17 protein-coding genes are annotated in these 12,603 nt (G+C 45.7%); all 17 read left to right on the plus strand.

Annotated features, from left to right (window positions below):
- Positions 1 to 66: 66 nt before the first annotated feature.
- The 17 genes from C1E58_RS05845 to C1E58_RS05925 all read left to right on the plus strand — a co-directional run bounded on the left by C1E58_RS05845 (position 67) and on the right by C1E58_RS05925 (position 12,497).
- On the plus strand, positions 67 to 750 hold the full coding sequence (locus C1E58_RS05845; protein ID WP_105209694.1) for a response regulator transcription factor: 684 nt from the start codon (positions 67 to 69) through the stop codon (positions 748 to 750).
- The gene (locus tag C1E58_RS05850; protein ID WP_105209695.1) at positions 743 to 1,735 is read left to right on the plus strand and encodes a sensor histidine kinase; all 993 of its coding nucleotides are present in this window, start codon (positions 743 to 745) and stop codon (positions 1,733 to 1,735) included. The genes C1E58_RS05845 and C1E58_RS05850 overlap by 8 nt, the downstream gene beginning before the upstream one ends.
- Positions 1,736 to 1,831: 96 nt before the next feature.
- Positions 1,832 to 2,590, plus strand: coding sequence for an ABC transporter ATP-binding protein (locus tag C1E58_RS05855; protein ID WP_105209696.1), 759 nt, complete (start codon positions 1,832 to 1,834; stop codon positions 2,588 to 2,590).
- Between the two features lies 1 nt (position 2,591).
- Positions 2,592 to 4,595: an ABC transporter permease gene (locus C1E58_RS05860; protein ID WP_105209697.1), complete on the plus strand. Its 2,004-nt coding sequence runs from the start codon at positions 2,592 to 2,594 to the stop codon at positions 4,593 to 4,595.
- Between the two features lie 187 nt (positions 4,596 to 4,782).
- Positions 4,783 to 4,947 (plus strand): hypothetical protein, encoded by a 165-nt coding sequence (locus C1E58_RS12205; RefSeq protein ID WP_105209698.1) that lies wholly within the window; start codon positions 4,783 to 4,785, stop codon positions 4,945 to 4,947.
- On the plus strand, positions 4,944 to 5,261 hold the full coding sequence (locus tag C1E58_RS05870; protein ID WP_105209699.1) for a PadR family transcriptional regulator: 318 nt from the start codon (positions 4,944 to 4,946) through the stop codon (positions 5,259 to 5,261). Before C1E58_RS12205 ends, C1E58_RS05870 begins: the two co-directional genes overlap by 4 nt.
- Position 5,262: 1 nt before the next feature.
- Positions 5,263 to 6,039 (plus strand): hypothetical protein, encoded by a 777-nt coding sequence (locus C1E58_RS05875; RefSeq protein WP_105209700.1) that lies wholly within the window; start codon positions 5,263 to 5,265, stop codon positions 6,037 to 6,039.
- Positions 6,040 to 6,058: 19 nt separating this feature from the next.
- On the plus strand, positions 6,059 to 6,883 hold the full coding sequence (locus tag C1E58_RS05880; RefSeq protein ID WP_238142248.1) for a hypothetical protein: 825 nt from the start codon (positions 6,059 to 6,061) through the stop codon (positions 6,881 to 6,883).
- Positions 6,884 to 6,966: 83 nt separating this feature from the next.
- Entirely contained in the window at positions 6,967 to 7,203 is a 237-nt protein-coding gene (locus C1E58_RS05885; protein WP_024395019.1) for a DUF2829 domain-containing protein, read from the plus strand.
- Entirely contained in the window at positions 7,196 to 7,894 is a 699-nt protein-coding gene (locus C1E58_RS05890; RefSeq protein WP_105209701.1) for a 3-oxoacyl-ACP reductase, read from the plus strand. The genes C1E58_RS05885 and C1E58_RS05890 overlap by 8 nt, the downstream gene beginning before the upstream one ends.
- A 12-nt stretch (positions 7,895 to 7,906) precedes the next feature.
- A complete protein-coding gene (locus tag C1E58_RS05895) occupies positions 7,907 to 8,458 on the plus strand; it encodes a GNAT family N-acetyltransferase (protein WP_105209702.1) in 552 nt (183 codons plus the stop codon).
- Positions 8,455 to 8,928, plus strand: coding sequence for an ASCH domain-containing protein (locus tag C1E58_RS05900; protein ID WP_105209703.1), 474 nt, complete (start codon positions 8,455 to 8,457; stop codon positions 8,926 to 8,928). Before C1E58_RS05895 ends, C1E58_RS05900 begins: the two co-directional genes overlap by 4 nt.
- Positions 8,929 to 8,994: 66 nt before the next feature.
- Positions 8,995 to 9,309, plus strand: a complete 315-nt coding sequence (locus C1E58_RS05905; RefSeq protein WP_105209704.1) for a hypothetical protein — start codon at positions 8,995 to 8,997, stop codon at positions 9,307 to 9,309.
- Positions 9,310 to 9,531: 222 nt separating this feature from the next.
- Positions 9,532 to 10,914, plus strand: a complete 1,383-nt coding sequence (gene glmU, locus C1E58_RS05910; protein ID WP_105209705.1) for a bifunctional UDP-N-acetylglucosamine diphosphorylase/glucosamine-1-phosphate N-acetyltransferase GlmU — start codon at positions 9,532 to 9,534, stop codon at positions 10,912 to 10,914.
- Positions 10,915 to 10,922: 8 nt separating this feature from the next.
- The gene (locus C1E58_RS05915; protein ID WP_105209706.1) at positions 10,923 to 11,468 is read left to right on the plus strand and encodes an NUDIX hydrolase; all 546 of its coding nucleotides are present in this window, start codon (positions 10,923 to 10,925) and stop codon (positions 11,466 to 11,468) included.
- A 10-nt stretch (positions 11,469 to 11,478) separates the two neighbouring features.
- Positions 11,479 to 11,799: a cell wall synthase accessory phosphoprotein MacP gene (macP, locus tag C1E58_RS05920; protein WP_105209707.1), complete on the plus strand. Its 321-nt coding sequence runs from the start codon at positions 11,479 to 11,481 to the stop codon at positions 11,797 to 11,799.
- Positions 11,800 to 11,807: 8 nt separating this feature from the next.
- Positions 11,808 to 12,497 (plus strand): 5'-methylthioadenosine/adenosylhomocysteine nucleosidase, encoded by a 690-nt coding sequence (locus C1E58_RS05925; protein WP_105209708.1) that lies wholly within the window; start codon positions 11,808 to 11,810, stop codon positions 12,495 to 12,497.
- Positions 12,498 to 12,603: the final 106 nt, after the last annotated feature.

Genomic DNA, 12,603 nt, shown 5'->3' on the forward strand with positions numbered 1-12,603 from the left:
AATCCCCCTTTTTTCCTGAATTTTAGGCTATAATATATAGTATATATGAAAAAGGGAGAGAGAGCGATGCAGAAAATACTTCTTGTTGAGGATGATAAAACCATTAGCCAACTAGTTGCCAAAAACCTGATCAATTGGGGCTATCAGGTTCAAGAGGTCAAGGATTTTCAGACGGTTTTGGACCAGATAAGAGATTTTCAGCCCCATTTGATTTTACTGGATATTGGACTACCTTTTTTCAATGGCTATTACTGGTGTCAGGAAATTCGCAAGACATCCCGTGTGCCCATTATGTTTCTGTCTTCCCATGACCAGCCCATGGATATTGTCATGGCGATCAATATGGGAGCAGATGACTATGTGACCAACCCTTTTGAAATGACGGTTCTCCTAGCCAAAATACAGGGGCTTTTGCGGAGAACTTACGATTTCGTAGGTGAACAAAGTTTACTCTGGTTTGAAGAGGCTTCCTTAGATTTGAAGACTATGCAGGTGTCTTATGGACAGGCTGTAGAGGAGTTGACACGAAATGAATTTCAGATATTACGTGTGCTTTTTGAGCATGGCAAGGAAGTGGTTAGTCGTGAGGAGCTGATGAGAGAACTCTGGAACAGCGATATTTTTGTGGATGACAATACCCTGTCGGTTAACATCGCTCGCCTGCGTAAAAAATTGGCAGAACTGGGCCTGCCAGATTTGATTGCCACCAAGAAAGGAGTGGGCTACGGCCTGGTGTGGACACATGAATAAGGATGATTTTAGCCCGCTAGTATCAGAATTTTTACCCACTTGGCTCCGTCATCGTTGGATCTTTCTGGCCAGCTACTGCCTTTTTGTTTCGACCATTTTGGCTATCAGTAGCGTCTTTGACATTGAGAGGGACCTGGCTCGCTATGCTCTCATCCTCCTGAGCATTTGTTGGCTCCTCGCCCTCCTCTGGGATTTTGTCAGGGAATTTTCCCGCTTTGGAAAAATCTGGCGTGGTCAGAGAGTAGCCACTGGGACAGCCAGTGAACGTTGTTTGCAGGAGAGAGTGGAGCGACTAGAAGTTCAAAACAAGCTTCTGATGGAAAAACAACGTCAGGAACAGACAGAATTAGATGACTACTACACCCTCTGGGCCCACCAGATGAAAACGCCTATTGCAGCCAGTCAGCTCTTGGCCAATGAGGTAGACAGTAGTTCAGTCCGTCATCAGCTTGAATCAGAACTTTTTAAAATCGAACAATATACAGGTTTGGTCTTGAACTATCTCCGTCTACAGTCTTTCCATGATGATTTGGTTATTGAATCTGTCAATTTGGCAGAACTGGTCAGATGCCTGGTCAAGAAATATTCCCTCTTTTTTATTCAGGCCAATACCAGCTTGGACTTGGGACCGCTGGATAGGACAGTAAAGACCGACAAACGCTGGCTGGGTCTCTTGATTGAGCAGATTTTATCCAACGCCCTCAAATATTGTCAGGGGGGAAGTATTTCGATTGCCCTGGATGGAGATGAGTTGGTTATTCGTGATACAGGCATTGGGATTGCAGAGAGTGACTTGGAGCGGGTTTTTGAGCGTGGTTTTTCAGGTTTCAATGGCCGCAGAACTCAGCAGTCTTCGGGTCTGGGACTTTATCTCTCCCGGAAAATCGCTGCGGAGCTGGGCTATTCCCTCAAACTAAGCTCCAAAGTGGGTCAGGGAACAGAAGTGCGAATAGGCATCAAAGAAGTGGAGATGATTTTTGACTAATCTTACAAAATTGTCACGCAAATGAAAGCTAGGGCTATGGCAGACTGTCGGAGGATGGGCTAGAATGGGGGTAGAAAAAGAAAAGGAGGCAGTAAGATGACACTTTTAGATGTACAACACGTTCAAAAAATTTACCAAACCCGCTTTCAAGCCAGTCAGGTTGAAGCCTTGAAAGACATTCATTTTACAGTTGAAAAGGGTGAATATGTCGCCATCATGGGGGAATCAGGTTCTGGAAAATCCACCTTGCTTAATATTTTGGCAACCCTTGATAAGCCAACGCAGGGCAAGGTTCTGCTCAATGGTGTCAACACAGAAACGATTAAGAGCAGGGAGGCTGCAGCCTTTCGTCGGGAGAAATTGGGATTTGTCTTCCAAGATTTCAACCTCTTGGACACCCTCTCTGTCAAGGACAATGTTCTCTTGCCTTTGGTTTTGTCTCGCTATCCGATTGATGAGATGAACAAGCGACTGGTTCATACACTAAATAGTCTAGGAATTGCGACCTTACAAGACAAAATGCCCTACGAGATTTCAGGCGGTCAGCAGCAACGGGTTGCGGTGGCGCGTGCCATCATCACCCAGCCCGAAATCTTTTTGGCGGATGAGCCGACTGGAGCCCTCGACTCCAAATCAACGGCTACCCTTCTCGATATTTTTGAAAAAATCAATCAAGAAGGGCAAACCATTTTGATGGTAACCCACTCAACAGCGGCAGCTAGCCGCGCCAAACGGGTCCTCTTTATCAAGGATGGTATCCTCTACAATCAAATCTACCGGGGTGAGAGAACCAGTCAGGAAATGTATCAGCTGATTTCAGATACCTTGACACTTATGGCGAATCGAGGTGAGTAATATGTTTGGACTAACCTTTCGATTGGCTCTGACCAATCTCAAAAAGAACCGCAGGCTCTATTTTCCCTATGCCCTGATGACCAGCTTGTCCACAGCCATTGCCTATATTTTCACCGCGCTTGCCTTTCATCCTGATTTAGGTCAGGTCAAGGGAGCCAATGGGGTAACCATGGTTTTGGGATTCGGTATGATTGTAGTCATGTTGGCAGTTGCCATCATGGTCTTCTATGCCAATAGCTTTGTCATGAAGCAGCGGTCAAAAGAGTTTGGTGTCTATAGTATCCTAGGCTTGGAGAAAAAACATCTTCTTTTGATGACCTTCCTAGAAAATCTAGTATTCGCAGCCAGCACCATTCTGACAGGCTTGTTGCTAGGATTGACCTTGGATAAACTATTCTATGCTCTCTTGCTGAAGGCTATGCAGATGCCTGTAGTTCTGGCTTCAACCTTCCAGTTGAAAAGTCTAGTCACTGTACTTATCTATCTCTTTGGGATTTTCGCCTTGGTCAGTCTATTTAATATTGGGAAACTGGGCTTGACCGACTCGCTCAAACTGGTTCAAGGTAAGAAGCGAGGGGATACGAAAACAGGCTTCCTCTGGCTACAAACCCTCTTAGCTATTATTTTACTGGGGTCAGGCTATGCCATTGCCCAGCTAGTGACCAATCCTTTTCAGGCGGTTCCGAGTTTCTTTGGAGCGACTCTTCTGGTTATCCTTGGGACTTATTTGCTTTTCCAAGCAGGTGTTATTAGTCTCTTAAACTGGCTAAAGCACCGTCAGACCTATTACTACAAGCCTGAGAATTTTATTTCTGTATCCAACTTGATTTTTCGTATGCGGAAAAATGCTCTGGGCCTCGCGACCATTACCATCCTCTCCAGTATGTTCTTAGTAACTATGGTTGGAGGACTTAATATATACATCGGTGGCAAAGATTATATTGCCAATCAAAATCCAAATGACTATTCGATCGATGTTGGAATGCAACCAACCACTTCAAAAGAACAAACGGAGAAGTGGGAGGTGTGGGCGGAAGCTATCTTGGAAGAGACAGATATTCCAGTTGAAAGTAAGGTAGTCTATCCTTATCAGCAAGCCTATTTTTCTGAGGTGACAAATCAGCAAATAAAATTTTTGACGGATGAAGAGGCCGCTGGTATGGATTTCTCTGATCGAGTGGGGATCGGTTTTGTCCTTGATCAAGCCAGCTATGAAAAGATGACAGGAGAAGCACTCCAGTTGGCATCTGACCAAGTGGCAATTTTTAGTAAGGGAGTCCAGTATCAAGCTGGTCAAACCCTCACCTTTGATGAAAAGGAGATGGAAGTTGCCCAAGTCTTGCCCAAGAATGTGACTTTAGGACATCTACCAGACCATGGTTCCTTCCTTCTCAGCCAGTATCTGGTCATTGTTGTTCAAGACTTGGCTGTTTTTGAAAATCAAGCTGAGAATCGCTATTATATGGGCTTTGAAAGCAGTTTATCAGAAGAAGAGCAGGTAGATAGCCATGAATCAGGACGTTTTGAAAGTGAGCTTTGGGAGTCCAATATATTACAGAATGTAACGAACGCCATCATTCTGGCCTATCGTGCCTATGCGATGCGTGGTTTCTTCAGTTTTGCAGGTTCACTTTTCTTCATCGGCCTCTTACTTTCGCTCATCTTTTTGATGGCGGTGGTGCTGGTGATTTACTTCAAACAGATTTCAGAAGGCTATGAAGACAGAGATCGCTTCGTCATTATGACCAAGGTTGGTCTGGATGAGGATCAGACGAGACAGTCCATTCGCAAGCAATTACTGACCGTCTTTTTCCTACCTATCCTACTTGCCTTTGTTCATCTTGCCTTTGCCTACAAGATGCTATCATCCATTCTTTTGTCTATCGGCGTTGTTAATGCAGGGCTTATGTTGCAGGTGACAGCAGGCATCTGTGGTGGCTATCTCCTCCTCTACCTAGTGGTCTATGCCATCACAACACGATCTTACAAACAGATTATTTCCTAAACTTGGGGTGACCCAAGTTTTTTATTTTCTTTACAAATTTTAACTATTTTGTTTTACAAACTAGCCATCTTGTGTTACACTATAGATACAAAGCTAATAGGTAAAACAAACTAGTGATAGAAGACCAAGAAAATCACTTTTATTTTTATCAGACTAGTTGGTATTACAAACTAGGTGGGGAGGCAGTATGAAACTGGATAAGAAAAGTCGGGAAAATTGGAAACTGGCAGGCATCACGCTTGTGACGGCCATTATAACAGGCTGGGCCTTGGATTCTATTTTGATCTTAGGCATCATGTTAGCATCAGGCTTGCTGTTTGGATTTTTTGTAGAGGAAGAGGAGGACTTATGAAAGAAACCCAGATGCTCAAGGGGGTCCTGGATGGCTGTGTATTGCAAATAATCAGCCAGAAGGAGATTTATGGTTATGAGCTGGTTCAGGAATTGAGAAAACAGGGCTTTGAAAACATGGTCGGAGGGACAGTCTATCCTCTCCTTCAGAAGTTAGAGAAAAATAGCCTGATTTTTAGTCAGAACAAGCCCTCTCCAGACGGACCAGATAGAAAGTATTTTTATCTGACAGACCAGGGAAAGGCTTATCTAGAAGATTTTTGGTCTCAGTGGGCTGAGCTGGTTCAAAAGGTTCAGCGATTGAAAGGAGAGTAGGATGAGCAAACAAATGGAATACCGCAAGCAGATTGAAGTGATTGAAAGCCAGTTGACCAAGGAAAACAAGGAATACATGGGCCGTATCAATGGCTACATGATGATTGCCTCTGTCTTTCACAGGCAGGAAGAAGCAGTGACTGCCCAGCTCTTATCCATTTACCAAGATGTTCTTGAAGCCCAAAAAGACGGGCTTTCGGCGGAGGATTTTCTGGGCAAAGACAGCAAGCAGATGGCGGACGACCTACTCAGCTATCTCCCTCCGATTGGTTTCGTGGAAGTTGCAAACCTGAGTGGCCTCATGCTGGTCATCTATCTAGGTAGCCAATGGCTGATGGATTTTGCAGGGACAGGAACCATCTCCCTCAACTGGCTGGACCTGATCTGCGACGCGGTACTTAGCCACCTCCTCCCCGCTGGGATTTTCCTCATCATTCGCGGTTTGATTTACCAGACCAGCAAAATCAAGGTTTGGGCAAGTTTTCTCTGCATCCCCCTTCTTTTTCTCGTGATTTGTGGACTTCGTCTCTGGGCAATGCCCAAGGAACCTGACCTAGTCTTGACTGGCTGGGGGCTTCTAGTACCACTCACCTTGCTCGGTCTCGCTCTGCTATTTTTCCAAAAGGAAAAATTAGTCCGCTATGTCTTTTTACCGACCTATCTCTTTATGATTGTTGGCGGTGTGGTAAATATGGTCATGACCGTTCCAGTTTGGCTCAATCTGATGTTGGTCATTCTTCCAGCTATGGCCTTTTGGATTGGAACTGCGGTTTTGTAGGTGAGAAAGGAGAAGTAAGATGAACAAGCAACAGGAATATTTGAATGCTATTAGTAGTTTACAGGGGAAGTTGACCAAGGAAAACAAGGCCTATATGCGTAAGCTCCATGCTTACTTGATGTTGGCATCAGCCTTTCATGAGCAGGAGGAAAAGGCGACCGAACTCTTGCTTTCAATCTACCAAGATGTCTTGGATGCCCAGGCAGACGGTCAGTCAGCAGAGGATTTTTTGGGTAAAGATAGCAAGCAGATGGCGGATGAACTCTTGTCTGACTTACCGTCCATTCGCTGGTACTATGGTTTGCGGTTAACAGGATTGATTTCCCTTGTCTATATCAGTTGGTTTTTCTTAGGTTTGTTTGGAGTGACTGGTGAAATGGTCCTAGAATGGCGGGGCTTGCTGTGCGATTTGGTTCTGGCGCTCATTTTACCCAGCTCTGCTTTTTTCATCCTAAAGAACCTAGTCTATGAACGGTCAAAAATCAAGTCCTATCTGCTGATGGGGACCTGGGGGCTTAGCTTTGTGGGGTTGATTGTCTTGCGTTTTTGGATTAGTCGGCAGTTTTATGAGGGGATTCCCCTGCCCTTGTGGGCCAGTCTTTTGGTGATTCTAGGGATCGTAGCTGGTCTCTTCTACTATCGCAGTAAGTCAGAAATTGTAGATACCTTGATTCCAGCCTATTTCCTAACGGTTCTCAGCGGCTTTAGTCAGCTGCTGGCCAGCCAGTTTGGCTATGGACCGCAGGACTGGACTGGTTGGTTGCCTCTGCTCTTTATACTTCTTGCCTTTTTCTCAACACTTGCAGGCACATTTTTCCTATTGAAAAAGGAGAATGTGGGGTAGAAATACGATCAGGCAACTCTTTAGAGTGGTCTGATTTTTTGGTATAATGGTTGAAAGAGAGAAAAGCAACAAAGGAGTAAACCATGACATTTGAAGAGATTTTACCAGGCTTGAAGGCCAAGAAAAAGTACGTTCGCACAGGTTGGGGCGGAGCGGAGAACTACGTCCAGCTCTTCGACACCATTGAGGTCCACGGGCAAAAGCTGGAGGCGACGCCTTATTTCCTCATCAACGTGACAGGCGAGGGCGAAGGCTTCTCTATGTGGAGCCCGACCCCTTGCGACGTCCTTGCGACCGACTGGGTAGAAGTCTATGACTAAGACAGCCCTCATCACCGGAGTTTCCAGCGGCATTGGACTAGCTCAGGCAGGGATTTTTTTGGAAAATGGCTGGCGTGTCTACGGCATTGACCAGTCCAACAAGCCTGATTTGGCAGGCGATTTCCACTTTCTACAACTAGACCTAACTGGTGATTTATCCCCAGTCTTTTCCTGGTGCCAGACAGTTGATGTCCTCTGTAACACCGCAGGCATTCTAGACGATTACCGGCCCCACCTCGATATTGCGGAGGATGAATTAGCTCGCATCTTCGCGGTTAATTTTTTCGCGGTGACCAGACTGACCCGCCCCTATCTGCAACAAATGGTGGACAGACAGGCGGGCATCATTATCAATATGTGCTCCATTGCCTCCAGTCTAGCAGGTGGAGGGGGCTCAGCCTACACCGCCTCCAAGCACGCTTTGGCCGGTTTTACCAAGCAGTTGGCACTGGACTATGCCAAGGACAAGGTCCAGGTCTTTGGCATCGCTCCTGGTGCTGTCCAGACAGGCATGACCCAGAAGGACTTTGAGCCTGGCGGTCTGGCGGACTGGGTGGCAGACCAGACCCCTATCGGACGCTGGACTCAGCCTATCGAAATCGCAGAGCTGACCTTCATGCTGGCTACTGGCAAACTGGCCTCCATGCAAGGCCAGATTATCACCATTGACGGTGGCTGGAGTTTGAAGTAGCGAGGAAATTTTATGATGTTAGAAACCAATCGTCTTTTGCTCCGTCCTTGGAGCGAGTCAGACGCAGTTGACTTATTTTCTCAGGCTATTCATCCAGATGTAGGACCCGCAGCAGGTTGGCCAGTTCATCAAAGTCTGGAAGAAAGTCGAGAAATTATCAAGACAGTCCTCAGTCAACCAGAAACCTATGCCCTTGTCCTCAAAGAAACAGGCCAGGTCATTGGCAGTATTGGCCTCATGATTGGCAAGCAGAGCGGGCTTGATTTGCCAGATTCAGAAGCAGAACTGGGCTACTGGCTTGGACAGGGATTTTGGGGTCAAGGCCTCATTCCAGAAGCTAGTCAAGTTTTACTGGATTACGGATTTGCCCAGTTGAGTTTAGATAAGATTTGGTGTTGTGCATTTGTAGAAAATAGCAAGTCCCTACGTGTACAAGAAAAGCTGGGCTTTGTTTACCAATACCTCTTGGAAGATGTGCATTTCCCACTCATTGATGAAGTCCGTACTGAAAGAGTGAGTTTATTGACGAGAGAGGAATGGTATTCTAGAAAGGAAAAAACATGACCCCAACACAACTCTGGCAAGAATTTCTTGCCATCAATTCCCAAGCAGGTCCTGAGCCGGAGGCCTGGGCCTTTGGGGCGGAAGCTGATCGACTGGCTGAATTGGTGGCTAGAGGCATCAAAACCTCGACCAGCTCTGCCCATGCCCTCTACGCAGTAGAGGGAGAAGAAATCCCGACGGCTGGTGGCTACGACATCATTCTCGATGGGCAAGGTCAGGCTGTGTGTATTATCCAGACCACCAAGGTCTATGTGACGCCCTTTTCCCAAGTGACGGAAGAACATGCCTATAAGGAGGGCGAGTTCCGTCAGGAAGGTGACTTGTCTGACATAAAAGCGAAAAGTCTGATCCACTGGCGGCGGGTTCACGAAGAACTTTTCACAATCTGGCTGGCGGAAGCAGGTCTGCCCTTCTCAGAAGATATGCTGGTTGTCTGTGAAGAATTTGAATTGGTATACCCTAAAATGTAAGTTTTCTCTTGTGAGCACTTTGATTTTATAGTATAATAATATAAAAAACAAACCAAGGAGCTTCCTATGGATAAAAAACGTGTCATCAATTTATTGGACCAGCTTTCTCCCATTTTGGCCGGGAAAGAGGAAACATTCGGCAAAGAACTGACGGAGAAATTGCAGTCAGCTCTTGAGCTTGTCAAGGAAGATGTGGCAAGTAAGGAAGGATTGGCACTTGAGACCAGTTTGTCAGGCTTTGTGCAGTCCATTTCTAATGCTAGCTTGCCTGGCACCAATCTCCGTTTTACAGACCAAGAACGTCCTGTCTGGGAGGAATTTAAAGCCCTGACGGAGCAAGCAAGAGAAGATGGTCAACGAGGCCTTCATTTAACAATCTAAGGAGCTCAGGCTCCTTTTTTATATCTAAATAGTCTTCTACGCCTGAAGCGAATTATGTACGAGCCATTTCCGACTTCCAAAGGTTTCCCGAATCTTTGGAGCTAGTCTGATTTTGATTTTCATTGAGTATTAGTTAAAAGCTTGGCAGTCTGCTCTGTCATTTTCCAAAAAACACAAAATTTGCTATAATAGGGTCATATACAAATGAAAAGAGAGATATTTATGAGCAATAACTATGCAATTATCCTAGCGGCAGGTAAGGGAACTCGCATGAAGTCTGACTTGCCAAAGGTCTTACATAAGGTGGCCGGAATTACCATGTTGGAGCATGTCAAGCGTGCCGTGGATGCCATGGAGCCTGCCAAAACTGTAACCATTGTTGGTCACAAGGCAGAATTGGTGCAGGCTGTTTTAGAAGGTCAATCAGCATTTGCCCTCCAATCAGAACAGTTGGGAACAGGTCATGCGGTCATGATGGCTGAGCCAGCTCTTGCAGGTTTGGAAGGTCAAACCCTTGTTATTGCAGGAGATACACCGCTGATTACAGGAGAAAGTTTGAAGAGCCTCATCAACTTCCATGTCAGCCACAAGAATGTTGCGACTATCTTGACAGCTCAAGCTGACAATCCCTTCGGCTACGGTCGGATTATCCGTAATGCTGATGATGAAGTCTTGAAGATTGTTGAGCAAAAAGACGCCAACGATTTCGAAAAACAGGTCAAGGAAATCAACACTGGTACCTATCTCTTCGACAACAAGCGCTTGTTTGAAGCTCTTAAGGAGATCAATACGGACAATGCCCAAGGTGAGTACTATTTGACAGATGTTATTTCGATTTTCCGTCAGGCTGGCGAAAAAGTTGGGGCCTATGTCCTCAAAGACTTTGATGAAAGCTTGGGTGTTAACGACCGTGTAGCTCTTGCGACTGCTGAAGCGGTCATGCGCAAGCGGATCAATGAGAAACACATGATTAACGGCGTAACCTTTGTCAATCCAGAAGCAACCTATATCGACATCGATGTGGAAATCGGAGCAGAAGCGGTCATTGAAGCCAACGTTGTCTTGAAAGGTCAGACAGTCATCGGTGAACGCACCGTATTGACAAACGGCACCCGCGTGCGTGATTCAAAAATCGCTGCAGATGTGGTCATTAGCAACTCAGACATTGAAGAATCAGTTATCGAAGAGGGTGTGACAGTAGGTCCTTATGCCCATATTCGTCCAGACAGCCTTCTGAAAAAGGATGTTCACGTTGGAAACTTTGTGGAAGTTAAGGCTTCTACGCTAGGTGAGGGAACCAAGTCAGGTCACTTGACTTATTTGGGTAACGCAACTATCGGCAGCAATGTCAATGTCGGTGCAGGAACGATTACTGTCAACTACGATGGTAAAAACAAATTCAAGACCACGATTGGCGACAATGCCTTTATCGGTTCAAACTCAACCATCATCGCTCCAGTAACAATCGGTGATAATGCCCTGCTTGCTGCTGGCTCTGCCATTACCAAAGACATTCCAAAAGATGCCATCGGGATTGGTCGTGGTCGTCAGGAAAACAAGGAAGGCTATGCGACCCGCTTTCCCTTCCACCCAAGCCAAAAATAGGTGACACTATGAATTTTGAAGAAAAAACAATTGAGCGAAAAGAGATTTTCAAGGGACATATCTTTGATGTCGTTGTTGACGATGTCTTACTGCCAGATGGGAAGACAGGCAAACGTGAACTCATCTTTCACAAGGGGGCTGTATGTGTCTTAGCAGTTACTCCAGATGATAAGATGATTTTGGTCAAACAATACCGAAAGGCTATCGAGCAGGCTATCTATGAAATTCCAGCAGGAAAGTTGGAACTAGGCGAAGAAGATACGCTGGAAGATGCAGCCCTGCGTGAATTGGAAGAGGAAACAGGCTATACCAGTGACAAGCTGACCTTGTTGGCGGATTTTTACTCAGCTATCGGTTTTTGTAATGAGCGTATTCGCCTCTATTTAGCTGATAATTTGGTTAAAGTTGAAAATCCTCGCCCCATGGATGAGGACGAGGTCATTGAACTGTCTTATGTGACCCTAGAAGAAGCCTTGGACTTGGTAGCAAGTGGAGATATTTGTGATGCCAAGACCATTATGGCGGTTCAATATTTACAACTCATGAGAAAGTAGGAAATTGGCAATGGGCAAGCCCTTGTTAACGGATGAAATACTAGAACGAGTGAAAAAAATGCAGGAAGCTGATACAGATGAACGCTTTGGACATTTTAGTCCCAAGCAAACTGTATCCATGGATGAAAAGATTTTTGAGCCCATTTTAGATGAAGACTACCAAGGCTACGAGGAAGGACAGACCATCCGTATCCCAGTCAAACCATCGGTGGTCAAAAGTCGTAGAATTGAAACCATCAAGCGCGAGGAATTTCGTGGCAAGGTCAATAAAATTCTCTTTTGGGTCATCCTTTTACTGATTATCTTTATCATTGCAGTCTTATTTATTTAGGAGAAAAGATGAAATTTGGAATTATCGCAGCTATGCCCCAGGAGCTGAAGATTTTGGTAGAGCAGCTCCAAGACAAGGTAGAAGTAACTGTCTTGGGTCGGACCTATTACCAAGGACGAATGGGTCAGCATGAAGTGGTCCTTGTCCAGTCGGGCATTGGCAAGGTCATGTCAGCTATGTCGGTGGCCATCTTGGCGGACCGCTTTGCAGTGGATGCCATTGTCAACACGGGCTCAGCAGGAGCAGTGGCTGACGGAATCGCCATCGGAGACGTAGTTGTAGCTACTCACTTGGCCTACCACGATGTTGATGTGACGGCTTTTGGCTACGCCTATGGGCAAATGGCAGGGCAGGAATTGTACTATCCAGCAGACCAAGCCCTCTTAGAGAAGTTGACTAGCCTACTAGCAGAGCAGGAAATGACCAGCCATCAGGGACTGATTGTGACAGGTGACAGTTTTATCGCCGGTCAGGATAAGATCGCCAGCATAAAGGAACATTTCCCAGAAGTTCTGGCTGTGGAGATGGAAGGAGCGGCCATTGCCCAAGCGGCCGTTAATACAGGTAAACCTTTCTTGGTTATCCGTGCCATGAGCGATACAGCACAAGGGGATGCCAATATTACCTTTGATGAATTTATTATCCAAGCAGGAGAGCGGTCTGCCCAAACCTTGATTGCCTTTTTAGAACATGCATAAAGCAAGCCCATTGGGCTTGCTTTTTCTGAAAACATCGAAAATATCTTTGAAAACGATGAAAGAACCGAACTTTTATCTATAAAACCGATAATTGCTTGACGACCTG

This window comes from Streptococcus suis, assembly GCF_002964575.1.
GTDB lineage: Bacteria > Bacillota > Bacilli > Lactobacillales > Streptococcaceae > Streptococcus > Streptococcus suis_R.